This is a genomic window from Streptomyces sp. BK340 (assembly GCF_007827595.1).
GTDB lineage: Bacteria > Actinomycetota > Actinomycetes > Streptomycetales > Streptomycetaceae > Streptomyces.
In genome coordinates this window covers 1-24,108 of record NZ_VISR01000009.1, presented here as the reverse complement: position 1 = coordinate 24,108, position 24,108 = coordinate 1, and the positions used below count along the sequence as shown (strand labels likewise).

Sequence of the window (24,108 nt, the reverse complement as noted above, 5' to 3'; positions counted from 1 at the left end):
GGCCGCCCGCAGGTCAGGAGTGCGACAGCTGCCCGGATCCGCCCTGCCGGCGTATCCGCTCCTGCTCCCGCAGGGCGGCCCGCTCCTGACGCCGACGGGCCCGGCGCTCGCGGCGCAGCGTCCGGGCCGTGCTGCTCGGCTCGGAGACCACGCCGTTGCGCTGGTTCCACACCTGGCGGGTCACCCACACGTCGACCACGGCCCACGTGGCCACCACCGTGCTGGCCACGCTGCTGACGACCATCGGGAACGCCAGCCAGGACCCGGCCAGCGTGCACAGGAACGCCACCATGGCCTGGATCAGCGTCGCCGCGATGATCAGGACCGCCCGCACCGCCGCCGTACGCACCGGGTCGGGCATCCGGCGCCGGCGGGCCGGCTCCTCGATCCACAACAGCCGTTGATACGGCTGCTCCTCCCCGTCGGTGGACTCTCCGTCGCCCCCGAGCGCCGGAATGCCGCGATCCGGCGCCTCGTTCCCCCGCCGCGTCGCCGAGCGCACCGCCACGCTCTCCTCGGACGCCCCGCGCCGCTCCGCCGTGCCCATCACCGTGTCACTCCCCACCGCCGGCAGACCGCTCACCCGATGTCCGTGGACACCGACTCCCCAGTGACTGCCCGGCTTGCGCTGTTTTACGCCGCCGGGGTGCGGGATGCGGCTCCTGTGGCCGATTCCGCCCCCATTTCCCGTAGAGAAAGACGAACAACCACCCTCGAAGATTCCCTACTTGCGAAAAATTCCGGCCAACTGACTGTCCGTTCAGCTTCGGCCCGTACCGTCGCGGGCACCCACATCCCGGGTGCAATCTCCCGCAATGCCCGGACAACTCGCCATGTCTCGCCGCCGGTGCGGAAGTTCATCCTCCGGACATGTCTTCGAGTTATCTGTGGGGCGGTAGTAGGCTCGCGCACGTTTGCTGACGGACATGTACCCCCGACCGGCGGGGGTCGAGCTGGGGGAGGCCATGCGCTTTCGCGGGAAGTCGATCCGCCGGAAGATCGTGGCGCTGCTTCTCGTGCCGCTGGTGTCCCTGACTGCCGTCTGGGGCTTCGCCACGGTGCTCACGGGGCGTGAGGTCACCCGGCTCTTCCATGTGTCCGACATCGTCCAGAAGGTCGCCTATCCCACCGAGGACACCGTCCGCGGCCTGCAGCAGGAACGTCGTCAGACCCTCGTCTACCTCGCCGACCCGCGCGCGGCCGACGCCCTTGCGGCACTGCACCGCACCCGCACCGCCACCGACCGGGCCGTCGCCGACATCCGCAGGAACGCCGAGGACCACAACGTCCGCGACGCCATGGACGCGGCCGACGACGAGCGCCTCACCACCGTCCTGGACGCCTTCGACAGCCTCGACTCCCTGCGCCGCAGCGTGGAGCAGCGCACGGTCGACCGCGCCCAGGCGCTCGACCGCTACAACCGGCTCGTCGACCCCTGCTACACCCTGCTGGACGCCCTCGACGGCATCGACGACGTCGACATGGACAAGCAGGCCCGGGCCCTCGTCAACGTGAACCGCGCCCGCGAACTGCTCTCCCGCGAGGACGCCCTGCTCGGCTCGGCACTCGTCGTCGGCACGCTCTCCCACGACGAGACCCGCGACATCTCCGACCTCGTCGCCCAGCGCACCCTCCTGTACGACATCAGCCTGCCGCTGCTGCCCGCCTCGGAGCGCGAACGGTACGAACGCTTCTGGAAGAACGCCACCACCGCCCCGCTGCGCGTGGCCGAACAGACCGCCATCGGCACCGATTCCGGAGCCCCGCGCGGTGTCACGGCCCAGAGCTGGGACTCGACGGCGGCGAGCGTGCTCGACGAACTCGGAACCCTGGACGACCAGGTCGGCGACCGCTTCCAGGACCGCACGGAGCCCGTGGCCATGAACGTGATCGTGCAGGCCGCCGTAGCCGGTGTCCTCGGCCTTCTCGCCGTCCTGGTCTCCGTCGTCCTGTCCGTGCGCGTCGGCCGCAGTCTCATCCGCGACCTGCGGCAGCTGCGCCTGGAGGCGCACGAGGCGTCCGGTGTGCGGCTGCCCAGCGTGATGCGCAGACTCTCCGTCGGGGAACAGGTCGACATCGAGACCGAGGTGCCCCGGCTGGAGTACGACAAGAACGAGATCGGAGAGGTCGGCCAGGCCCTCAACACCCTCCAGCGCGCAGCCGTCGAGGCCGCCGTCAAACAGGCCGAACTGCGGGCCGGCGTCTCCGAGGTCTTCGTCAACCTCGCCCGCCGCAGCCAGGTCCTCCTGCACAAGCAGCTCACCCTGCTCGACACCATGGAGCGCAGGACCGAGGACACCGACGAACTCGCCGACCTGTTCCGACTGGACCACCTCACCACCCGTATGCGCCGGCACGCCGAGGGACTGGTGATCCTCTCCGGCGCCGCGCCGTCGCGGCAGTGGCGCCGCCCGGTGCAGCTGATGGACATCGTCCGGGCAGCCGTCGCCGAGGTCGAGGACTACGAGCGCATCGAGGTACGGCGCCTGGCACGGGTCGCGGTCACCGGTCCGGCCGTCGCCGACGTCACTCACCTCGTGGCCGAACTCCTGGAGAACGCCACGGTCTTCTCGCCGCCGCACACGGCCGTCCAGGTCCTCGGCGAGCGGGTCGCCAACGGCTTCACCCTGGAGATCCACGACCGCGGACTCGGCATGACGGCCGAGGCGCTGCTCGACGCCAACCTCCGGCTCGCCGAGACCCCCGAGTTCGAACTCTCGGACACGGACCGGCTCGGCCTGTTCGTGGTCAGCCGTCTCGCCCAGCGCCAGAACGTCCGCGTCTCCCTGCAGCCGTCGCCCTACGGCGGCACCACCGCCGTCGTGTTCGTCCCCGACGCGCTGCTGACCGACGACGTCCCGGACACCAACGGCATCGGCTTCCGCCTCGACCGCCCCTCGAAGGAGGCCGAGCCGGCGGCGAGCCTCACCCCCGCCCGGTCGCAGGCCCCGGTGCAGCTGCCCGGCCTGCCGACCTCCCTGCTCGACGGTCCGGTCGAGCTGGAGGCTCCCGTGGACCTGGACGCCGTCGACGACTTCCCGGGTGCCCTGACCGACGAGGAGAGCGAGCGCGGCGGCCTGTTCCGTCCCCGGCGCTCCCGCGGCCGCGCCGGGGACGAGGCGGCCTCCCGGCTGATCGAGCCCCATCAGCCCGCCTCCCCGCGCGTCGACGACACCCCGGCCGGCGACCGCTCCGGCGGACCCGTGCCGCTGCCCCGGCGCCAGGCGCCGAAGCTGGTCAGCTCGCACGGCAGGCCCGTGACCGAGCAGCGGTCCCGCCGCGGCGAACCGGACGAGCAGCCGGCGGCCGGGCCGCGCCACCCCGACACCGGGGGACCGGCTCCCCTGCCCGCCCGCCGCCGCGGTGAGGCGGCCCGGCGCACCGGACTCGCCGACCACGTCGACGAGCGCACGGCCACCGCGTCCGGCGGCGGGAACCAGACCTCCGAAGCACCGCCGCTGCCCAGACGGACCCGGCCCGCGGCGGCCGCTTCCGGCGGCGGCCAGGACGACGGCGTCCCGCCCGCCGGTGGCACGGCCTCCGGGCCGCTGCCCCGGCGGGTACGACAGGCCAACCTGGCCCCGCAGCTGAAGCAGGAGGCCGAACGGCTCCCGGAACGCGCAGCGCAGCCCGCCGACCGCGACGCCGACGAGGTCCGCAGCCGGATGGCCTCGCTCCAGCGGGGCTGGCAGCGTGGCCGTGAGGAGAACGCCGCGGGCGACGCCCGGAACGGCACAGCACAAGGAACGACTAAGGGGGACGGTCGATGACCGCACCGAAGGCCACCGGCCACACGGAGACCAACAAGGGCGAGCTGAACTGGCTCCTGGACGAGCTCGTCGACCGGGTCGCCAGCATCCGCAAGGCCGTCGTGCTCTCCGGCGACGGTCTGCCCACGGGTGTGTCCAAGGACCTGACCAGGGAGGACAGCGAGCACCTGGCCGCGGTCGCGTCCGGCTTCCACAGCCTCGCCAAGGGCGTGGGCCGGCACTTCGAGGCGGGCAGCGTGCGGCAGACCGTGGTCGAGCTCGACGATGCTTTCCTGTTCGTCACCGCCGCCGGGGACGGCAGCTGCCTCGCGGTCCTCTCGGACGCCGACTCCGACGTCGGGCAGGTCGCCTACGAGATGACGCTGCTGGTCAAGCGGGTCGGTGTGCATCTGGGCGCCGCTCCGCGCACCGATCTGCCCGCAGGCGGGTAGTGGGATGACATGAGCGTAGACGGTCAGGGTAGAAGTCACTGGTTCGACGACGAGGCCGGACCGGTCGTCCGTCCGTACGCCATGACGCGCGGCCGCACCACCAGTGTGGCCCAGCACCGCCTCGATCTGATCGCGGTGGTCGTCACCGAAACCGACGCCGGGGACCCGGAGACGGACCCGACGCTCTCCCCGGAGCACGTGGAGATCGTCGGGCTCTGCCGTACGGCACCGCAGTCGCTCGCGGAACTCGCCGCGGAGCTCGACCTTCCCATCGGGGTGGTGCGCGTCCTCATCGGTGACCTCGTGCACGCGGAATTCGTCCATGTGACGCGGCCGGTGCCCCCGGCGGAGCTGCCGGACGAGAGTATTCTGCGCGACGTGATCAACGGCCTCCGGGCGCTGTGACCGGCGCGGAAGCGGAGTAGCGACGTGACTGGCTGGCAGTTCTGGGTCGACCGAGGCGGCACCTTCACCGACATCGTCGCGCGTCGCCCGGACGGCCGCCTGCTCACACACAAACTGCTCTCCGACAACCCCGCCCGGTACGCGGACGCGGCCGTCGCCGGCGTGCGGGAACTGCTCGACGGGGCCCCGCAGCCCATCGACGCCGTCCGCATGGGCACCACGGTCGCCACCAACGCCCTGCTGGAACGCAAGGGCGAGCGCACCCTCCTGGTGATCACCCGCGGCTTCCGCGACGCCCTGCGCATCGCCTACCAGAACCGCCCGAGCATCTTCGCCCGCCGCATCGAACTGCCCGAGCTGCTCTACGAACGCGTGATCGAGACCGACGAGCGCATCGCCGCCGACGGCACCGTCCTGCGAGCTCCCGACCTCGACGCCCTCGCGGGCCCTCTCCGGCAGGCGTACGACGACGGGATCCGCGCGGTAGCCGTCGTCTGCCTCCACAGCCACCTCCACCCCGCCCACGAACATGCCATCGGCGACCTCGCCGCCGGCACCGGCTTCCCGCAGATCTCGCTGTCCAGTGAGACCAGCCCCCTCATGAAGCTCGTCCCGCGCGGGGACACCGCCGTCGTCGACGCCTACCTTTCGCCCGTGCTGCACCGCTACGTCCGGCACGTCGCCGACGAACTCCGCGGTGTGCGGCTGATGTTCATGCAGTCCAACGGCGGGCTCACCGAGGCGGGGCAGTTCCGGGGCAAGGACGCCATCCTCTCCGGGCCGGCCGGCGGCATCGTCGGCATGGCCCGCATGTCGCAGCGCGCCGGATTCGACCGCGTCATCGGCTTCGACATGGGCGGCACCTCCACCGACGTCTCGCACTTCGCCGGCGAGTACGAGCGCGTCTTCACCACCCAGATCGCGGGCGTCCGGCTGCGCGCCCCCATGCTGGACATCCACACCGTCGCCGCGGGCGGCGGCTCCGTCCTCCACTTCGACGGCTCCCGCTACCGCGTCGGCCCCGACTCGGCGGGCGCCGACCCCGGCCCCGCCTGCTACCGCGCCGGCGGCCCGCTCACCGTCACCGACGCCAACCTGGTGCTCGGCCGTATCCAACCCGCCCACTTCCCCACGGTGTTCGGCCCGGACGGCGACCAGCCGCTGGACGCGGCCCTGGTCCGCGAACGCTTCACCGCCCTCGCACGCGAGATCCGCGAGCGGACCGGCGACGACCGCACCCCCGAACAGGTGGCCGAGGGCTACCTGCGGATCGCCGTCTCCAACATCGCCAACGCCGTGAAGCGGATCTCCGTCCAGAAGGGCCATGACGTCACCCGCTACGCCCTCACCACCTTCGGTGGCGCGGGCGGCCAGCACGCGTGCAGCGTCGCGGACTCGCTCGGCATCGGCACCGTCCTCGTGCCGCCCATGGCCGGTCTCCTCTCCGCCCTGGGCATCGGCCTCGCCGACACCACGGCCATGCGCGAACAGTCCGTCGAGGCGCCCCTGGAGGCCGCATCGATGCCCGGCATCCGCAAGACGGCCGACGACCTGGAGGCCGCCGCGCGCGCCGAACTCCTCGCCGAGGACGTCCCGGAGGACCGGGTGGAGATCACCCGCCGCGCCCAGCTGCGCTACGACGGCACGGACACCACCCTCACCGTCGAGCTCACCGAGCCCGACACCATGCGGCACGCCTTCGAAGAACGTCATCGCGCCACGTACTCCTTCGCCCTCGACCGCCCGATCGTCGTCGAAGCCCTCTCCGTCGAAGCCACCGGCATCACCGCACCCCCCGATCTCTCCGCCCTCGCCCCGTACGAAGGCCACCCCGCCGCCCCCGAGACCGCCCGCCTCCACACCGGCGGCGTCTGGCGCGACGTACCCCTCCACCGCCGGGAGGCCCTTCCGCCCGGCGAGACCGTCACCGGACCCGCGGTCATCACCGAGGCCGGCGCCACGACCGTCGTCGACGACGGCTGGCAGGCCGCCGCGACCGACGACGGGCATCTGCTCATGGAACGCGTGGCGATTACGCAGAGTTCCGACCTCGACACAAAAGCCGACCCGGTTCTGCTCGAGGTCTTCAACAACCTCTTCATGTCGATCGCCGAACAGATGGGCGCCCGGCTGGAGTCCACGGCCCAGTCCGTCAACATCAAGGAGCGTCTGGACTTCTCCTGCGCCCTGTTCGACCCGGACGGAAACCTGGTGGCCAACGCGCCCCACATCCCCGTCCACCTGGGCTCCATGGGCACCAGCGTCAAAGAGGTCATCCGGCGCCGCGGCACGTCGATGCGACCCGGCGACACCTACGCCGTCAACGACCCGTACCACGGCGGCACCCACCTGCCCGACGTCACCGTGATCACCCCGGTCTTCGACACCGACTCCGCGACGGACACGGAGCGTGAGCCGAAGATCCTCTTCCACGTCGCCTCCCGCGGCCACCACGCCGAGATCGGCGGCATCGCCCCCGGCTCCATGCCCGCCCACAGCAGGACCATCGAGGAGGAGGGCGTCCTCTTCGACAACTGGCTGCTCGCCGAGAACGGCCGCTTCCGCGAGGAGGAGACCCACCGCCTGCTCACCGAGGCGCCCCACCCCTCCCGCAACGTCCGCACCAACCTCGCCGACCTGCGCGCCCAGATCGCCGCCAACCGCAAGGGCGTCGACGAAGTCCGCCGCATGATCGAGGAGTTCGGTCTCGACGTCGTACAGGCCTACATGCGGCACGTCCAGGACAACGCGGAGGAGGCGGTCCGCCGGGTCATCGACGCCCTGGCCGACGGGGAGTACGCCTACGAGACGGACTCCGGCGCCGTCATCCGCGTCAGCGTGCGCGTCGACCGTGCGCAGCGCCGCGCAACCATCGACTTCACCGGCACCTCCGCACAGCTCGACACCAACTTCAACGCCCCCTTCTCGGTGGTCAACGCGGCCGTCCTGTACGTCTTCCGCACGCTGGTCGCCGACGACATCCCGCTCAACGACGGCTGTCTGCGTCCCCTGGACATCGTCGTACCGCCCGGCTCGATGCTCGCCCCCGAGCCGCCCGCCGCCGTCGTCGCGGGCAACGTCGAGACCTCCCAGGCCATCACCGGCGCCCTGTACGCCGCGCTGGGTGTCCAGGCCGAGGGCTCCGGGACCATGAACAACGTGACCTTCGGCAACGACCGCCACCAGTACTACGAGACGGTCGCCTCCGGATCCGGAGCCGGCGAAGGCTTCCCCGGCGCCGACGTCGTACAGACACACATGACCAACTCGCGGCTCACCGACCCCGAAGTGCTGGAGTGGCGGCTGCCCGTCAGGCTCGAGGAGTTCGCCGTCCGTCGGGGGAGCGGCGGCGCCGGACGCCGGCGCGGCGGGGACGGTGCGGTGCGCCGCATCCGCTTCCTCGAACCCATGACCGTCTCCACGCTCTCCCAGCACCGCCGCGTGCCGCCGTACGGCATGGCCGGCGGCGAGCCCGGCGCGCTCGGCGCCAACCGGGTGGAGCGGGCCGACGGCACGGTCACCGAACTCGGCGGAAGCGGATCGGCCGACGTCGGTCCCGGCGACGTACTCGTCATCGAAACCCCCGGTGGCGGTGGCTACGGCCGACCGTCGCCCGACCACCATCAAGCAGGAGAAGAGATCGATGATCCTCGGGCGTACTGAACGCGGCATGCCCCCGGTCGAGCCCGTCACGCTCAAGATCCTGGTGGCCGGCGGCTTCGGCGTGGGCAAGACGACCCTCGTCGGCGCGGTCAGCGAGATCAGGCCGCTGCGCACCGAGGAGTCGCTGACCGAGGCAGGACGCCCGGTCGACGACACCAGCGGCGTGGAGGGCAAGCACACCACCACCGTGGCCATGGACTTCGGCCGCATCACCCTGCGCGAGGACCTCGTGCTGTACCTGTTCGGAACGCCCGGGCAGGAACGGTTCTGGTTCATGTGGGACGAGTTGTCCGAGGGCTCGCTCGGCGCCGTGGTCCTCGCCGACACGCGCCGCCTGGAGGACTGCTTCGCCGCCGTCGACTACTTCGAGCGGCGCGGCATACCCTTCGTCGTCGGCGTCAACTGCTTCGAGGGGGCGGCCCGTTACCCCGCCGACGCCGTCCGCCAGGCCCTCGACCTGGACGGCGACGTGCCGGTCCTGCTGACCGACGCCCGCGACCGGGAGTCGGTGAAGGAGGTCCTCATCGGCGTCGTCCAGCATGCGATGGAGTACGCGGCCGAACACCGCCAGGCCCTCACCACCTGATCCACGGCACGGCCCGTACCCCCGCCGACAGGGGTACGGGCCGTGGTCCATGGGCGGGGCCGCACGCGCGTGTGGCGCGCGACTCCTAGGCTTCGTCGTCCGCCAGCCAGCCGAGGCTCTTCTCCACCGCCTTGCGCCAGTTGCGGTACTCGCGGTCACGCGCCGACGCCTCCATCGCCGGCGTCCACTCCGCGTCCTTCTGCCAGTGCGACTTCAGCTCGTCCAGGTCGTTCCAGACGCCCGTCGCCAGGCCGGCCGCGTAGGCGGCGCCCAGGCAGGTGGTCTCGGAGACCCGGGGCCGGATCACCGGCACGCCGAGCACGTCCGCCTGGTGCTGCATGAGCAGGTTGTTCTTCGTCATGCCGCCGTCGACCTTCAGGGTCGTGATCCGCACCCCGGAGTCCTGGTACATGGCGTCCACGACCTCCCGCGTCTGCCAGCTCGTCGCCTCCAGCACCGCGCGCGCCAGGTGGGCCTTGGTGACGTACCGGGTCAGCCCGGTGACGACCCCGCGCGCGTCGGAGCGCCAGTAGGGAGCGAACAGGCCCGAGAAGGCGGGCACGATGTAGGCGCCGCCGTTGTCCTCGACGCTCGCCGCCAGGGTCTCGATCTCGTCGGCGCTCCGGATGATGCCGAGCTGGTCGCGGAACCACTGGACCAGCGCACCCGTTATCGCTATGGACCCCTCCAGGCAGTACACCGGCGCCTCACCGCCGATCTTGTAGCCCATCGTCGTCAGCAGTCCGCTCTTGGACGGCACCGGCCGGTCACCGGTGTTGAGCAGCAGGAAGCTGCCGGTGCCGTACGTGTTCTTCGCGGTGCCGACGTCGTAGCAGGCCTGCCCGAACACGGCGGCCTGCTGGTCGCCCAGCGCCGAGGCCACGGGCACACCGGCCAGCTGACCGACGGCGGTGCCGTACACCTCTGCGGACGACCTGATCTCGGGCAGGACCGCCTCGGGCACGTTCATCGCGGAGAGGATGGCGGGATCCCACTGGAGAGTCTCGAGGTTCATCAGCATGGTGCGGCCGGCGTTCGTGACATCGGTGACGTGCCGGCCGCCGTCCGTGCCGCCGGTGAGGTTCCAGATCAGCCAGGAGTCGATGGTGCCGAAGGCGATCTCGCCGCGCTCGGCGCGATCCCTGAGGCCAGGCACGTTGTCCAGCAGCCAGGCGGCCTTGGGCCCGGAGAAGTAGCTGGCCAACGGCAGTCCGGTCTGCTCGCGGAACCGGTCCTGGCCGTCGGCGCCGCCCAGTTCGTTGCACAGCGCCGCGGTACGGGTGTCCTGCCAGACGATCGCGTTGTGCACGGGCTTGCCCGTGGCGCGGTCCCACAGGACCGTGGTCTCCCGCTGGTTCGTGATGCCGAGGGCGCTCAACTGGTCGGCGCGCAGCCCTGCCTTGGCGAGCGCCCCCGCCACCACGGCCTGCACCTTGGACCAGATCTCGGTGGCGTCGTGCTCCACCCAGCCCGGCTTGGGGAAGATCTGGCGGTGCTCGCGCTGGTCCACGGCGACGATCGCACCGCCGTGGTCGAAGATGATGCAGCGGCTGGACGTGGTGCCCTGGTCGATGGCGGCGACGTACTTCTCGGCGGAATCCGTCATGGCTGTCCCTGGGTCGCTGGGTCGGGTCGCTGGGTCAGAAGGCCACGTTGTAGACGAGGCCCGCGAGTGCCCCGCCGATCAGCGGGCCGACGACCGGGATCCAGGCGTAACCCCAGTCGGACGTGCCCTTGTTCGGGATCGGCAGGAAGGTGTGCATGATGCGCGGGCCCAGGTCACGTGCCGGATTGATGGCGTATCCGGTCGGCCCGCCGAGGGAGAGCCCGATACCCACTACGAGCAGCGAGACGATCAGGACCGTGACGCCGGACTCGCCGAGCCCCTTCGTCAGCCCGAAGGCGAGGATCGGCAGCACGAGGGCCATCGTCGCGATGATCTCGGTGATGAGGTTGGCGACCGGGTTCCGGATCTCCGGGATGGTCGAGAAGATGCCGAGAGTCGCCACCGGCCCGTCGGCGCTGCCCTCGGCCGTGCCCTCCCGGTGGACGTTGGCCTGGAACTGCGCGAGATACACCAGGTAGGCGAGGACGGCGCCCAGCATCGCGCCGACGATCTGGCCGAGCAGGTAGATCCAGACCTTGCCCCACTTGCCCGTGTCCACGGCGATGCCGATGGTGACCGCGGGATTGAGCTGGCCGCCGGAGAGGGGAGCGGCGGTGTACGCGCCCGCGAGCACGCCGAATCCCCAGCCGAACGCGATGACGACCCAGCCGGACGCGCGGGCCTTGGAGTGTCTGAGAGTGACGGCGGCACAGACACCGGCACCGAACAGGATCAGGATCGCGGTGCCGATGACTTCGCCGATGAAAATGTCTCCGTTGCTCATGGCGGCTCCCTAGGCGCCGGTCCGGGGCGAGCGCCCCGGCCCTCCGTGCAGGAACGGTTCCTTTGGCGACTTCAGCCGAAGGCAGGGAGGGCCCCGTGCCCCGCCCGGCGTCCGTGACGAGCGTGCTTTCGCAGCCGGATCGCCTCTGGGGACGGGCCACAGAGCAGCACAAGGCCCGTGGCGCAGTGCCTGATTACGCGGAGAATGTACGGCGGTGTCGGCTGACACCCGGAAGTGTTCACCGGCACCACGGGACCGTCAAGGTTGCTGACGGCAACGGTGACAGCGGTTACCCGGGAACGGCGGCCGACCGCTTCCTTCCCGCAGGCGGACACTCAACGGTCGTATACAGCCGGTCCGTTCATCCGAGGGGCTCGACCGCCGCGTACCCCGCCTGGGCCGGGGTCGCCCCCGTGCCGCGCCGGATCTCGTGTCCGGGCAGCCCCGCGCGCGCGAGCACCCAGCTGGTGCCGCGCAGGGCCTTCGCCGCCTTCTTCAGCGGGGCGAGATGGGCGGCGGCCTGCCGGTGGTCGGACACGCTGCCGGGCAGGCACACGACGGTCGCGAGTGACAGCGTGACGGGACGCCCGCCCGCCGACCAGGGGGCGTCGAGTACTTCGGCGATCAGCGGGTCGAGCACCTCCTCCTCGGCCAGCAGCAGGAAGTCGTCGCCGCCGATGTGACCCACGCGCGCGTGCCGTGCCGCCGCCTGCTCCAGCGCCCGGCCCACCGAGCGGATCAGCTCGTCGCCCGCCGCGAACCCGGCACCGTCGTTGACCTGTTTGAAGTGATCGATGTCCAGCCAGCTGAGCGCGAACGCCCGCCCGTCGCCGATCCGCCGGTCCACCTCACTCGTGATCGCGTCCGAACCGGGCAGCCGGGTCAGCGGATTGAGCCCCGCCGCCTCCTCCACCCGGGTCTCGGCCAGTGCCCGTACGAGGTCCGCCAGCCGTACGACGCCCACGCACCGGCCGCGGTGGTCGACGACCGCCACGTCGTCCGAGGTGCGGTCGCGGCCGCCGATGGCCACCACGTCCAGCACCTCCCAGGCCGTGGCGTCGACACCCACCGTGCGCGGCGCGTCGCTCAGCTTGAAGGCAGGCCGGTCCGCGTACAGGGCGTGCCCGTACCGGCCGGACATCGACAGCAGGAAGCGGGACCGGTGCACCGACCGGACCGGCACCCCGGCCTGGTCCACGAGCAGCACCCCGGAGACCTCCGATGAGCCGGTCAGCAGCGCCCGTACCTGCCCGGCCGAGGCGGTGACCGGCAGCACCGCGGCGGGCCGTACGAACTCCCGTACCGACGGCCCGGGCCGGGGCATGGCCAGGGCGCCGGGGGAGCGGGGCGGAACGTATACGTCCGCCGCAGGGATCCGGGCCGGCGGCGCGAACAGCGCGCCCTGGGCGAGCTGGGCACCTGCCGCCAGCGCGGCCGCGCACTGCAGCTCGGTCTCCACGGCCTCCACCGCCACGAGCGCGCCCAGTTGCTCGCACAGCGTCCGCATCGCCCGCACCATGGCCGGCCGGGAGAGCAGAGAGCCGTCGAGCTTGATCAGGTCGGGGGAGAGGTCGGTGAGCAGCCGCAACGGCACGTCCCCGTCCCCGATGCCGTCCGCGCTGATCCGGAAACCCTGCTCGCGCAGCGAGGCCACCGCCTCCAGCAGCGCCCGCTGCGGCACGTGCGTGTACGGCGGCACGATGTCGAGGGTCACCTCCCAGGGCATTCGCCCCACCGCGCGAACGGCGTCGTGCAGCGGGGTGAGGCCGCCGAGGTCGGCGAGCGTGGCCGCGAACACGTTGACGTGCAGCGGCAGCAGCGTCTCCTTGCGTGTTGCCGCCCGAAGCGCCAACGCGGCCAGCCTGCCGTCGAGTTCGGCGTCGCGACGAGCCTCGGCCAGGAGGTCGCCGGTCTCCGGGCGTGCGAGTATCTCCAGTGCGGCGACCGCGCCCGTCCTCAGGTTGACCACTGGCTGGAAGGCGAAGCGGAGAGTATCCGTCCAGGAGTGCACGGGAGCATGATTGCGCTGCCCGCCTACCCCCAGGGGCAGTTCATGAGACGTTCACGCAGGATTCCGGGGTGATCACACAGCGTGGCCGGCCTCATGCGTCTCTCCCGTTGCACGACGCCCGGGCGGGGCACCGCTCACCGCACCACGACCACCGACGATCCGTGCCCGAACAGACCCTGGTTCGCCGTGATCCCGACGCGCGCCCCGGCGATCTGCCGGTCGCCTGCCGCCTCCCTCAACTGCCAGGTCACCTCGCAGACCTGGGCGATGGCCTGGGCCGGTACCGCCTCGCCGAAGGAGGCCAGCCCGCCACTGGTGTTGACGGGTATCCGGCCGCCCGGGGCCGTCGCGCCCTCCCTCAGGAGTTTCGCGCCCTCCCCCTCGCCGCACAGTCCCAGATCCTCGTACCACTGCAGTTCCAGCGCGGTCGACAGGTCGTACACCTCCGCCAGGGACAGGTCCTCGGGGCCGATGCCCGCCTCCTCGTAGGCGGTTCGGGCGATGGACGCCCGGAAGGTCTCGTCCGGTGCCGGCACCGCGACGGCGGAGTCCGTGGCGATGTCCGGCAGGTCCAGCACCGTGTTCGGGAACCGCGGGGTCACCGTCGACACGGCCCGGATCCGCACCGGCCGCGCCGCACCGTGCCGGCGCGCGAAGTCCAGGCTGGACAGCACCAGCGCGGCGCCGCCGTCGGAGGTCGCGCAGATGTCGAGCAGCCGCAGCGGATCGGCCACCACGGCGGAGGCGGCCACCTCCTCGGCGGTGACCCGCTTGCGGTAGCGCGCGTACGGGTTGAGCGCGCCCAGAGTCGCGTTCTTCACCTTGACCAGCGCGAAGTCCTCCGGGGTGTCACCGTGCACCGCCATCCGCCGGCGTGCGTACAACCCGAAGTACGTCGGGTTGGTCGCGCCCAGCAGGCGGAAGCGCAGCCAGTCCGGATCGTCGGGACGGTCCCCGCCCGCCGGCCGGAAGAACCCCTTGGGCGCGGCGTCCGCCCCCACCACGAGCACGACGTCCGCGAGCCCGGCGAGGATCTGTGCCCGCGCGGTCGCGATCGCCTGCGCGCCGGAGGCACACGCCGCGTACACACTGGCGACCCGGGCTCCCTGCCAGCCCAGGGCCTTGGCGAACGTCGCCCCCGCCACATAGCCCGGATATCCGCCACGCACCGTGTCCGCGCCCACGACCGAGCCGACATCCGGCCAGTCGAGGCCGGCGTCGGCGAGGGCTGCCCGGGCCGCCGCCGTGCCGTACTCGACGAAGCTGCGCCCCCACTTGCCCCAGGGGTGCATGCCCACTCCGAGCACCGCCACGTCCGCCGTCATGCCGTCACTCCCGTCGGCCGCCACTGCCAGATCGTCCAGGTCGTCTCCGTGTCCTCGCCGAGCACCCCGGGGACGACCTCGACCTCCATGCCCACCGTCAGATCGGCGACGGTGACCCCGGGAACCGCCTGCCCCAGCACCACGATCCGTTCGGATTCCAGCTCCACCGCGATCAACGCGTACAGCTCCCATGGAAGTTCCGGATTGCTCACATAGGGTGACGGAGGGCGGTAGCGGCTGTCCGTGTAGGACCAGATATGACCCGTTCGTGACAGCGGGACCTCCTCGAGGGCGGTGCCGCCCGCGCAGTGCGGATTGCGGCAGTGGACGTCCTCGCGCGGAAAGAAGACCGAGGCACAGGACGTGCAACGGGTGCCCAGCAGCCGGAATTCGTCCCCCTCGCCGGTGAACCAGTCGGAGACCGCGGGTGTGCGTGTGCGCGTCAATGTTCCTCCCGGCAGAGTTATCTGACGATGCGTCAGAAGTTTGCCACGGGTATCCGGAAATGAGCAGGCGTCCCGGCGAACCGGGCGGCCCCTTCCGGCGTCGTGGTATCTGGAGGGGCGGCCGGGGCCGACGGGGGTGGTTCCGGACGCCCCTCCGGATCCAGCTGCGGCACTGCTCGCCATTGGCGGAACACGTGCTTCCTCCGATCGGATACAGTCCGCGCGTGTCCGAACTTCAGCACTCGACTGCCAACTTCGCGCCGGACTCCCACTGTTCGAGCTGCGGAGCGCCCTACGGAGAGGGCGTCTCCGGTTGGCCGCGCACCTGTCCGTCCTGCGGGACCGTCGCCTATCGCAATCCCCTGCCGGTCGCGATCGCGCTCCAGCCCGTGTACGACACCAGGGGCACCGCCCTGGTCGTCATCACCCGCACCATCGCCCCCGCGCGCGGAGGCACGGCGCTGCCCGGCGGCTACATCGACGACCGGGAGGACTGGAGGCACGCCGTCGTCCGCGAGCTCAAGGAGGAGACGGGCATCGACGCGGCCGTCCGCGAGGTGCGCCTCGTGGACGCCATGAGCTCGCCCGACGGGCATCTGCTGCTGTTCGGACTCCTCCCCGAACGCCCCGCCGAAGGACTGCCGCCCTCCGGCGCCACGGACGAGACCGAGGGCTGGCACCTGCTGCGCAGGCCCGCGGAACTCGCCTTCCCGCTGCACACCGTGGCCGCGCGGGCGTGGTTCGAGGGCCGCTACATCTGAGCGGACCGCTCAGCCGAGCCCCCGGATGCGCACCGGGCGGGACGGCTCACCGGCTCCGCTCTCCCGCTCCCGGGTGACGACCACCCGCCGGCCCTGCCAGCGGGCGGAGTACCGCTCCATCTCCGGCTCGTCCCATCCGTCGCCCGGGTCCGGTACGACCAGCCCGCCCCCGGTGCGTCCCCGGGCGGGCGCCCAGACCTCCAGTTCGAGCCCGCCGTCCTCGCCGCGCACAGGAACGACCGCACCAGCGCGCGCGAGCACCGGTATCCGTGACAGCGGCGCGTCGACCAGAACCTGTGCAGGCCCCTCGTACGCCTCCTCCGTCACCGTGTCGTACCAGCGGCCCCGCGGCAGCTGCACCGCACGCCGGTCCGCCCCCGGGTCCAGCACGGGCGCCACCAGAAGGCCGTCGCCCAGCAGGAACGTGTCCTCGCAGTCGCGCAGCGCACGGTCCTCCGGCGCGCCCCACCACAGCGGCCGCACATAGGGCGCGCCGGTGCGCCGGGCCAGGTGGGCCAGCGTCATGAAGTACGGCAGCAGACGCCGGCGTTCGAGCAGCGCCGCACGCGCGTGCTCCAGCACCTCGGGGCCGAACTCCCAGGGCTCCCTGCGCCCCGCCCGCAGACTCGCGTGCGTGCGGAACAGCGGCAGGTACGCGCCGAGCTGGAACCACCGCAGATACAGCTCGGGCGACGGAGACCCGTCGAAGCCGCCGATGTCCGGCCCCGAGTACGGCACGCCGCACAGGCCGAGCCCCAGCACCAGCGACAGGGAGGCCCGCAGCCCCGGCCAGCCCGTCGCCACGTCTCCCGACCACGTACCCCCGTAGCGGTGCATACCCGCCCAGCCGGACCGTGAGAACAGGAACGGCCGCTGCCGGGGCGACAGTTCGCGCAGTGCCTCGTAGCCCGCTCTGGCCATGCACAGCGCGTACACGTTGTGGGCCTCGCGGTGGTCGCCACCGCGCCCCTCCAGGGCGTGCCGGGCCGAACGGGGCAGCGTCGGCTCACCGAAGGCGTTGAACGAGGTCGGCTCGTTCATGTCGTGCCAGAACCCCGCGAAGCCCTGTCCCAGCCGCTCCTCGTAGAGCCCGCCCCACCACTTGCGCACGCGCGCGTGTGTGAAGTCCGGGAAGACCGACTCGCCGGCCCACACCTCGCCTCGCACCGTCCGCCCCGCGGCGTCCCGCACGAACGCGTCCATCGCCGTCCCACTGTCGTAGACGGCGTTGCCCGGTGCGGCCTTCACCGCCGGGTCGACGATCGAAACCAGCCGGATCCCGTCCCGGCGCAGCTCCTCGGCGAGCCCCGGAAGCTTCGGGAAACGCTCCTCGTCCACGGTGAACACCTGGTGGTCCGCGTAGTGGTCGATGTCCAGGTGCACGGCGTCCAGCGGCAGACCGCGCTCCTGGTAGCCCGCGACGATCCGGCGCACCTCCTGCTCGCTGCCGAACCCCCAGCGCGCGTGATGATGGCCGAGCGCCCACGCGGGCGGCAGCGCCGGCGCCCCGGTCAGCGAGGCCCAGGTGTGCAGCACGCGCGCGGGGGTGCCCACCATGACCCAGCCACGCAGCGGACCGCCGTCCATCCGCAGCTCACAGCGGCCCGCGCGGTCGTGTCCGGAACCCGCCCCCTCCTCGCCCTCCCGCAAGGTCACCGTGCCGTCCCACGAGGTGTCGTGGAAGACCAGGTGGGCCGCGGCGTCGGCCACCACGAGCTGCACCGGCATGGTCAGGTACAGCGGATCGTCCCCGGGGCCGAACGCCCGCCCCGGGTCGGTGTTCCACAACCGGTACGTGCCGTCCCGCAGCCGCGGACCCGCGGCGCGACCGCCCAGACCGAAGAAGCGGGCGTCCGCGGCCACCTCGGACCGCTGCATCCACCGAGCCGTACCCCCGGCGACCGGCTCCCACCAGCGCGGCGGCATGTCCCGCCGCAGCACCACGCCCCCGGGCGTGCACACCTCCAGCGCGCCGTGCCGGGAGACGACGACCGTCACCCGCTCGGCCACCACCCGCCAGCCGCCGTCCTTGTCCGGTTCCAGCACCACCCGCGGATCCGGCTCCGGACAGGACCCGGCGAGCGCGTACGACGGTTCCGGCCCCGCCCCGTCCCAGCCCCAGAAGACGGCCCCGTTCACCGCGACGGTGATCCGCAGCTCGGACCGGCCGAACCGGATCAGACCGCCCCCGGGCCCCGGCTCCACGCCCTGCATCTGCCCCGGCACCCGCGCGCGCTCGGCGCCGCGCGGCGGCAGCCCCGCGGCGTCGATGCGCCTCCTGCGCCACGCGGCGCGCACGGTACGCAACCCCTGAGCCGCCCTCCCCGAACCGACCACACTCACCGAACGCACCAGGTCACGACCGTCCATGCTGCTCACCCTGCCACTGACCGCCCCACGCGCGCGTGTCGTTCAACTGCCGTTCACCCGTGCCGGGACCACATCTTCACGACACGGACTATGTGGGGCGCACCCTGGTGTAGAAGTCGATCACATGGCATCGTCCCTGTCAGCCGCGTCACGCGCACACCCCAGCTCGTGCGCGGACCGACGCACACGACGCGCACAGCCCGGGAGCAGCCCCATGTCGACAGCGAACCCCCAGCCGCTCTGGCAGCCCGATCCCGAGCGGATCGCCCAGGCACGCATCACCGAGTTCCAGGCATGGGCCGCCGAGCACCACGGTGCCCCGGCCGAAGGAGGCTACCCGGCACTGCACCGGTGGTCCGTCGAAGAGCTGGACACCTTCTGGAAAGCCGTGACGCAGTGGTTCGGCGTCCGGTTCTCGACCCCCTACGCGCGCGTGCTCGGCGACCGCGCGATGCCGGGCGCCGAGTGGTTCCCCGGAGCCGCCCTCAACTACGCCGAGCACGCCCTGCGCGCGGCCGCCGACCGACCGGACGAGCCCGCCCTCCTGTACGTCGACGAGACCCATGAACCGCTCCCGGTGACCTGGTCCGAGCTGCGCCGCCAGGTGGGCTCCCTCGCCGCCGAACTCCGCGGCCTCGGCGTCCGCCCCGGCGACCGCGTCAGCGGCTACCTCCCGAACATCCCCCAGGCCGTCGTCGCGCTCCTCGCCACGGCCGCCGTGGGCGGCGTATGGACCTCCTGCGCCCCCGACTTCGGCGCCCGCAGCGTCCTCGACCGCTTCCAGCAGGTCGAACCCGTCGTACTGTTCACCGTCGACGGCTACCGCTACGGCGGCAAGGAACACGACCGCCGCGAGATCGTCGCCGAACTGCGCCGCGAGCTGCCCACGCTGCGTGCCGTCGTCCACATCCCGCTCCTCGGCACCCAGGCACCCGACGGCGCCCTGGAATGGTCGGCGCTGACGGCCGCCGACACCGAACCCGTCTTCGAGCAGGTCCCGTTCGACCACCCCCTGTGGGTCCTGTACTCCTCCGGTACGACCGGCCTGCCCAAGGCCATCGTCCAGTCCCAGGGCGGCATCCTCGTCGAGCACCTCAAGCAGCTCGGCCTGCACTGCGACCTCGGTCCCGAGGATCGTTTCTTCTGGTACACGTCGACCGGCTGGATGATGTGGAACTTCCTCGTCTCCGGCCTGCTCACCGGAACGACGATCGTCCTGTACGACGGCAGCCCCGGCTACCCGGACACCGGCGCCCAGTGGCGCATCGCCGAACGCACAGGAGCCACCCTCTACGGCACCTCGGCCGCCTACGTCATGGCCTGCCGCAAGGCGGACGTGCACCCCTCCCGCGACTTCGACCTCTCCCGGGTGAAGTGCGTCGCCACCACCGGCTCCCCGCTGCCGCCCGACGGGTTCCGCTGGCTGCACGACGAGGTCCGCGAGGACCTGTGGATCGCCTCCGTCAGCGGCGGCACCGACGTCTGCTCCTGCTTCGCCGGAGCCGTACCGACCCTGCCGGTGTACCTCGGCGAACTCCAGGCGCCCGGCCTCGGCACCGATCTGCAGTCCTGGGACCCGAGCGGCAAGCCCCTCGTCGACGAGGTGGGCGAGCTGGTCGTCACCAACCCCATGCCCTCGATGCCCATCCACTTCTGGAACGACCCCGACGGCAGCCGCTACCACGACAGCTACTTCGACACCTACCCGGGCGTCTGGCGCCACGGCGACTGGATCACCCTGACCTCACGCGGCTCCGTGATCATCCACGGCCGCTCCGACTCCACCCTCAACCGGCAGGGCGTCCGCATGGGCTCTGCCGACATCTACGAGGTGGTCGAGCGCCTGCCCGAGATCAAGGAGTCCCTCGTCATCGGCATCGAGCAGCCCGACGGGGGCTACTGGATGCCCCTGTTCGTGCACCTGGTGCCCGGCGCCGTCCTGGACGAGGCACTCCTGAACCGCGTCAAGCAGGCCATCCGCGAACAGCTCTCACCACGCCACGTGCCCGACGAGATCATCGAGGTCCCGGGCGTCCCGCACACCCTTACCGGCAAGCGCATCGAGGTCCCGGTCAAGCGTCTCCTCCAGGGCACACCCCTGGAGAAGGCCGTCAACCCCGGCTCCATCGACAACCTCGGCCTGCTGGGCTTCTACGAGGAACTCGCCCGCAAGCGCGCCTGACCCGCCGGCACCCCGCCGTCCCCCACCGGCCTCGGACTCGCCGAACACGGCAACGAAGTCCGAGGCCGGCCACGCGCCATCGCCCTGACCTGCGCAATCCGGCGACGCCCGGTCCACGACCGCCTCCGGACGAGCCCGTTGTCAGTGCTGCCGATTACTGTGAGTGAGCATTGATCGACCGCGCATTGGGGGAAACATGGCGCACACCGACCACCGGACCATGCGACGCGTCCTGCGCCGCGAAATCGCCGGCACCATCGGCCTGCTCACCGACGACCACGACTTCCGGGCCATGCGGCGCTACCGCAGCTTCGCCTTCGACGATCACACCGTCTACCTCCAGCAGGTGGAAGCGCTCCTCAAGAGCCGCGCGGCACAGGGCAGCCACACCACGCTGGCCCTCTTCGACCCCGAGGAGTACGCCGAATTCTGCGCCGCCACCGGCCTCGATCCGGAAGCCCCGGCCAGCCGCACCCGCTTCACCGCCGAACTCGCGGCCACCGGCCCGACCGTCCCCTACGACGGCAGCCCCCTCGCCACCCTCCTGCCCGCCCTCGTCGACGAGGCCGTACGGCAGGCCACCTGGGAGTACGCCACCACCCTCCTGACCCGCCTCGGCCCCTGCCGCACCTGCGGCGAGGACATCGGCCGCGCCGCCTTCACCCGCGCCTCCGACCTCCTCGCCCGCATCCTCGACACCGCCCCGCCCGGCGACCGGCACCTCGTCTGCAGCGTCTCCGGACCACCGGAAACACTCGTCTCCGTCCTCCACGCCGACGAGACCGGCGACGGCACCACCGAACTCGACGAGGCCGAAGCCCTCGAATTCACCAGCGTCCTCGCCCTGGGCCTCGCCACCAGCAGCCCCGGTGGACTCGTCATGCGCATCACCGCCGCCGGCTCCGCCGACCGTGTCTACGGCTGGCGAATCCGCGGCGCCGGACTCGAACCCCTCACCGCGTCCGAGGTCTTCGACGCCTACTGCACCGATGCCGAATCCGGAGACCTCATCTCGCCCGAGCCAGGCGTCGACTACTGCACACCGCCCCACCTCGGAGGGGAGAGCACGGCACAGGGGCACCGCCACTGAACGCGCCAGGGGCGCCCCACCCCAAGGCGGGACGCCCCTGAACCCGGCAGAACGAGTAGCCGGCCGGACTACTCGCCGGACAGCACCGCCTGAGCCGCGCTGCGCGCCTCGTCGGCGCTGTCCGACGCACGGGCCGCCGCGGCGGCCCGCTCGCACTGGGCCAGCGTGTACTTCGACAGCGTCGCCCGGACATAAGGAATCGACGCCGCACCCATGGACAGAGAGGTGACACCCAGACCCGTCAGCACACAGGCCAGCAGCGGATCGGACGCGGCCTCACCACACACACCACAGCTCTTGCCCTCGGCCTTGGCCGCCTCGGCGGACAGCGCGACCAGGTCGAGCAGCGCTGGCTGCCACGGGTCCTGGAGCCGCGACACCGCACCCACCTGCCGGTCCGCCGCGAAGGTGTACTGAGCGAGGTCGTTGGTCCCCAGCGACAGGAACTCGACCTCCTGCAGGATCGAACGCGCCCGCAGCGCGGCCGACGGGATCTCCACCATCGCGCCGAACTTGGCCCGCAGCCCCGCCTCACGACAGGCGTCCGCGAACGCCTTGGCGTCCGCACGGTCCGCCACCATGGGCGCCATGACCTCGAGGTAGACAGGCAGCCCCTCAGCGGCCTTCGCCAGCGCGGTCAGCTGCGTACGCAGGATCTCGGGGTGGTCCAGCAGCGTCCGCAGACCCCGCACACCCAGCGCCGGGTTCGGCTCGTCGGCGGGCGTAAGGAAGTCCAGCGGCTTGTCGGCGCCCGCGTCCAGCACGCGCACGACCACACGGCCCTCGGGGAACGCCTCCAGCACCTGCCGGTAGGCCTCCACCTGCTTCTGCTCGGACGGCGCGTTCTTGCTGTCGTCCAGGAACAGGAACTCGGTACGGAACAGACCGACACCCTCGGCTCCGGCCTCCACGGCCGCCGGCACGTCCGCCGGTCCGCCCACGTTGGCCAGCAGCGGCATCTTGTGCCCGTCGGCCGTGGCACCCGGGCCGGTCGAAGCGGCCAGGGCGGCCTTGCGCTCGGCAGCCGCGGCCTCCAGCTGTGCCTTCTTCTCCTCGCTCGGGTTCACGAAGATGTCCCCGGTGCTGCCGTCGACCGCGATCACCGTGCCCTCGGCCAGCTCACCGGCACCGGGCAGGGCCACGACGGCCGGCACCCCGAGCGCCCGCGCCAGGATTGCACTGTGACTGGTCGGGCCGCCCTCCTCTGTCACGAAGCCGAGCACCAGAGTCGGGTCCAGCAGCGCGGTGTCGGCCGGAGCCAGATCGCGCGCCACCAGTACATAGGGCTCGTCACTGTCCGGGACACCCGGCATGGGAACGCCCAGCAGCCGCGCGACGATACGATTCCGCACGTCGTCGAGGTCGGCCACGCGGCCGGCGAGGTACTCCCCGGCACCGGCCAGCAGCTCGCGGTACGCCGCGAAAGCGTCGTACACCGCACGCTCCGCCGTGCTGCCGACGGCGATCCGCCGGTCCACGTCCGCCATCAGCTCGGGGTCCTGCGCCATCATGGCCTGCGCCTCGAGCACGGCCTGGGCCTCGCCCCCCGCCAGATTGCCGCGCGCCATCAGATCTGCCGCCACGGCGTCCACGGCCTGGCGCGCCCGCCCTTGTTCGCGCTCCGCCTCCTCCGCCGGGATCTGCTTGGCAGGCGGCTCGAGCACCGCCGTTCCCATGTGCCGAACCTCGCCGATCGCCACACCGTGGCTCACGCCGACGCCTCGCAGCGTTGTCTCCATCTCACCCGTCTCCGATAGTGCGGCGGGTCCCGCCGCCGCGGTGGTTGTCAGGTACGCCGTCCTGCGACGGCACTGTCGTCAGTTCCAGGAGAAGAGGCTGTCGCCGGCCTTCACGTCGCCGCTGTCACGGAGGTCGGCAAGGGACTCGGCGTTGGCCTCCAGCGCCACGACGGGGCATACCGGCGACTTGCCGGCCGCCTCGACCGTGGCCGGGTTCCAGCGCACGATGCTCTGACCACGCGTCACGGTGTCGCCCTTGTTGACGAGCAGCTCGAAGCCCTCGCCGTTGAGCTGGACGGTGTCGATACCGAGGTGGGTGAGCACGCCGTGCCCGTTCGCGTCGACCACCACGAAGGCGTGCGGGTGAAGGGAGACGATGACCCCGTCCACCGGCGCCACGGCCTCGGAGGGCTCACGCACGGGATCGATCGCAGTACCCGGGCCGACCATGGCCCCGGAGAAGACCGGATCCGGCACGGCGGCCAGGCCGATGGCGAGTCCGGCAAGAGGGGACGTCACGGTGGTCATGGGAAGCCTCCCAGAAGTGGAGCTGCGTGCGGGCCGTCACTGGCTGTCCCGGACGGCACTGAGCAGCAGCGTATGTCAGATGAAGTGGCGGTTCCGCATGGAAGCTATCAGGTAGTGGTCTAGACCACCAGCCTTGTCGATTTGCACGTGCTTCCGGCGCCCGTGTACAGTCGTACTCCTGCTTGAGGGAGAGCGACGCGAAAGCGGCTCCGTTAAGCAGCACCCAAACTCGTCAGATCCTCTCCCGGGATCACCTTCTGCATGTCTGCAGGACGGTGGTCAGGGAGGCGGAAAAACCCTGATAGAGTTTGAAACGCCGAAGGGAAGCCCGGAGGAAAGCCCGAGAGGGTGAGTACAAAGGAAGCGACCGTTCCTTGAGAACTCAACAGCGTGCCAAAAATCAACGCCAGA

General features: G+C 71.6%; 18 protein-coding genes. 8 read left to right on the top strand and 10 right to left on the bottom strand.

What is annotated here, in order from left to right; genetic code table 11:
* Positions 1–13: 13 nt before the first annotated feature.
* A complete protein-coding gene (locus FB157_RS18055; RefSeq protein WP_145881336.1) occupies positions 14–547 on the bottom strand; it encodes a hypothetical protein in 534 nt (177 codons plus the stop codon).
* 418 nt (positions 548–965) lie between these two features.
* On the opposite strand from FB157_RS18055, the gene FB157_RS18050 reads away from it, so the two are divergent.
* The 5 genes from FB157_RS18050 to FB157_RS18030 are packed head-to-tail and all read left to right on the top strand — an operon-like array spanning position 966 to position 8,855.
* Positions 966–3,770, top strand: coding sequence for a nitrate- and nitrite sensing domain-containing protein (locus FB157_RS18050; protein WP_145881334.1), 2,805 nt, complete (start codon positions 966–968; stop codon positions 3,768–3,770).
* Positions 3,767–4,201: a roadblock/LC7 domain-containing protein gene (locus FB157_RS18045; protein WP_094220789.1), complete on the top strand. Its 435-nt coding sequence runs from the start codon at positions 3,767–3,769 to the stop codon at positions 4,199–4,201. Before FB157_RS18050 ends, FB157_RS18045 begins: the two co-directional genes overlap by 4 nt.
* Before the next feature lie 9 nt (positions 4,202–4,210).
* On the top strand, positions 4,211–4,606 hold the full coding sequence (locus FB157_RS18040) for a DUF742 domain-containing protein (RefSeq protein ID WP_145880947.1): 396 nt from the start codon (positions 4,211–4,213) through the stop codon (positions 4,604–4,606).
* A gap of 24 nt (positions 4,607–4,630) precedes the next feature.
* Positions 4,631–8,269, top strand: coding sequence for a hydantoinase B/oxoprolinase family protein (locus FB157_RS18035; RefSeq protein ID WP_145880946.1), 3,639 nt, complete (start codon positions 4,631–4,633; stop codon positions 8,267–8,269).
* The gene (locus FB157_RS18030; protein WP_145880944.1) at positions 8,250–8,855 is read left to right on the top strand and encodes an ATP/GTP-binding protein; all 606 of its coding nucleotides are present in this window, start codon (positions 8,250–8,252) and stop codon (positions 8,853–8,855) included. The genes FB157_RS18035 and FB157_RS18030 overlap by 20 nt, the downstream gene beginning before the upstream one ends.
* Before the next feature lie 85 nt (positions 8,856–8,940).
* Here the strand turns inward: FB157_RS18030 and glpK are convergent, their stop codons facing one another.
* The 5 genes from glpK to FB157_RS18005 all read right to left on the bottom strand — a co-directional run bounded on the left by glpK (position 8,941) and on the right by FB157_RS18005 (position 15,027).
* Positions 8,941–10,461, bottom strand: a complete 1,521-nt coding sequence (glpK, locus tag FB157_RS18025; RefSeq protein WP_145880942.1) for a glycerol kinase GlpK — start codon at positions 10,459–10,461, stop codon at positions 8,941–8,943.
* Positions 10,462–10,495: 34 nt separating this feature from the next.
* The gene (locus FB157_RS18020) at positions 10,496–11,245 is read right to left on the bottom strand and encodes an MIP/aquaporin family protein (RefSeq protein ID WP_145880940.1); all 750 of its coding nucleotides are present in this window, start codon (positions 11,243–11,245) and stop codon (positions 10,496–10,498) included.
* Between the two features lie 361 nt (positions 11,246–11,606).
* Positions 11,607–13,256 carry a GGDEF domain-containing protein gene (locus FB157_RS18015; protein WP_145880938.1) on the bottom strand — a complete coding sequence of 550 codons (1,650 nt, stop codon included), beginning with the start codon at positions 13,254–13,256 and terminating at the stop codon, positions 11,607–11,609.
* Positions 13,257–13,390: 134 nt separating this feature from the next.
* A complete protein-coding gene (locus tag FB157_RS18010; RefSeq protein ID WP_145880936.1) occupies positions 13,391–14,581 on the bottom strand; it encodes a lipid-transfer protein in 1,191 nt (396 codons plus the stop codon).
* Positions 14,578–15,027 (bottom strand): Zn-ribbon domain-containing OB-fold protein, encoded by a 450-nt coding sequence (locus tag FB157_RS18005; RefSeq protein ID WP_145880934.1) that lies wholly within the window; start codon positions 15,025–15,027, stop codon positions 14,578–14,580. Before FB157_RS18005 ends, FB157_RS18010 begins: the two co-directional genes overlap by 4 nt.
* Before the next feature lie 224 nt (positions 15,028–15,251).
* Between FB157_RS18005 and FB157_RS18000 the strand changes: the two genes are divergently transcribed.
* Positions 15,252–15,788: an NUDIX domain-containing protein gene (locus FB157_RS18000; RefSeq protein ID WP_145880932.1), complete on the top strand. Its 537-nt coding sequence runs from the start codon at positions 15,252–15,254 to the stop codon at positions 15,786–15,788.
* 9 nt (positions 15,789–15,797) lie between these two features.
* Here the strand turns inward: FB157_RS18000 and FB157_RS17995 are convergent, their stop codons facing one another.
* Positions 15,798–18,158: a glycoside hydrolase family 31 protein gene (locus FB157_RS17995; protein ID WP_145880930.1), complete on the bottom strand. Its 2,361-nt coding sequence runs from the start codon at positions 18,156–18,158 to the stop codon at positions 15,798–15,800.
* Positions 18,159–18,372: 214 nt separating this feature from the next.
* On the opposite strand from FB157_RS17995, the gene FB157_RS17990 reads away from it, so the two are divergent.
* The gene (locus FB157_RS17990; RefSeq protein WP_145880928.1) at positions 18,373–20,340 is read left to right on the top strand and encodes an acetoacetate--CoA ligase; all 1,968 of its coding nucleotides are present in this window, start codon (positions 18,373–18,375) and stop codon (positions 20,338–20,340) included.
* 196 nt (positions 20,341–20,536) lie between these two features.
* Positions 20,537–21,430, top strand: a complete 894-nt coding sequence (locus tag FB157_RS17985) for a hypothetical protein (protein WP_145880926.1) — start codon at positions 20,537–20,539, stop codon at positions 21,428–21,430.
* Positions 21,431–21,498: 68 nt separating this feature from the next.
* Here the strand turns inward: FB157_RS17985 and ptsP are convergent, their stop codons facing one another.
* From ptsP to FB157_RS47950, 3 genes are all read right to left on the bottom strand, one after another.
* Entirely contained in the window at positions 21,499–23,169 is a 1,671-nt protein-coding gene (gene ptsP, locus FB157_RS17980; protein ID WP_145880924.1) for a phosphoenolpyruvate--protein phosphotransferase, read from the bottom strand.
* A 78-nt stretch (positions 23,170–23,247) separates the two neighbouring features.
* Positions 23,248–23,697, bottom strand: a complete 450-nt coding sequence (locus FB157_RS17975; RefSeq protein WP_145880922.1) for a PTS glucose transporter subunit IIA — start codon at positions 23,695–23,697, stop codon at positions 23,248–23,250.
* 212 nt (positions 23,698–23,909) lie between these two features.
* A partial coding sequence (locus FB157_RS47950; RefSeq protein ID WP_222440944.1) for a hypothetical protein occupies positions 23,910–24,108 on the bottom strand: 199 nt, incomplete at its 5' end.

Bases quoted from the DNA above. Each gene is read 5' to 3' on its own strand.
- FB157_RS18055 (WP_145881336.1), bottom strand. From the start codon at position 547: ATGGGCACGGCGGAGCGGCGCGGGGCGTCCGAGGAGAGCGTGGCGGTG.
- FB157_RS18050 (WP_145881334.1), top strand. From the start codon at position 966: ATGCGCTTTCGCGGGAAGTCGATCCGCCGGAAGATCGTGGCGCTGCTT.
- FB157_RS18045 (WP_094220789.1), top strand. From the start codon at position 3,767: ATGACCGCACCGAAGGCCACCGGCCACACGGAGACCAACAAGGGCGAG.
- FB157_RS18040 (WP_145880947.1), top strand. From the start codon at position 4,211: ATGAGCGTAGACGGTCAGGGTAGAAGTCACTGGTTCGACGACGAGGCC.
- FB157_RS18030 (WP_145880944.1), top strand. From the start codon at position 8,250: ATGATCCTCGGGCGTACTGAACGCGGCATGCCCCCGGTCGAGCCCGTC.
- glpK (WP_145880942.1), bottom strand. From the start codon at position 10,461: ATGACGGATTCCGCCGAGAAGTACGTCGCCGCCATCGACCAGGGCACC.
- FB157_RS18020 (WP_145880940.1), bottom strand. From the start codon at position 11,245: ATGAGCAACGGAGACATTTTCATCGGCGAAGTCATCGGCACCGCGATC.
- FB157_RS18010 (WP_145880936.1), bottom strand. From the start codon at position 14,581: ATGACGGCGGACGTGGCGGTGCTCGGAGTGGGCATGCACCCCTGGGGC.
- FB157_RS17995 (WP_145880930.1), bottom strand. From the start codon at position 18,158: ATGGACGGTCGTGACCTGGTGCGTTCGGTGAGTGTGGTCGGTTCGGGG.
- FB157_RS17990 (WP_145880928.1), top strand. From the start codon at position 18,373: ATGTCGACAGCGAACCCCCAGCCGCTCTGGCAGCCCGATCCCGAGCGG.
- FB157_RS17985 (WP_145880926.1), top strand. From the start codon at position 20,537: ATGGCGCACACCGACCACCGGACCATGCGACGCGTCCTGCGCCGCGAA.
- ptsP (WP_145880924.1), bottom strand. From the start codon at position 23,169: ATGGAGACAACGCTGCGAGGCGTCGGCGTGAGCCACGGTGTGGCGATC.
- FB157_RS17975 (WP_145880922.1), bottom strand. From the start codon at position 23,697: ATGACCACCGTGACGTCCCCTCTTGCCGGACTCGCCATCGGCCTGGCC.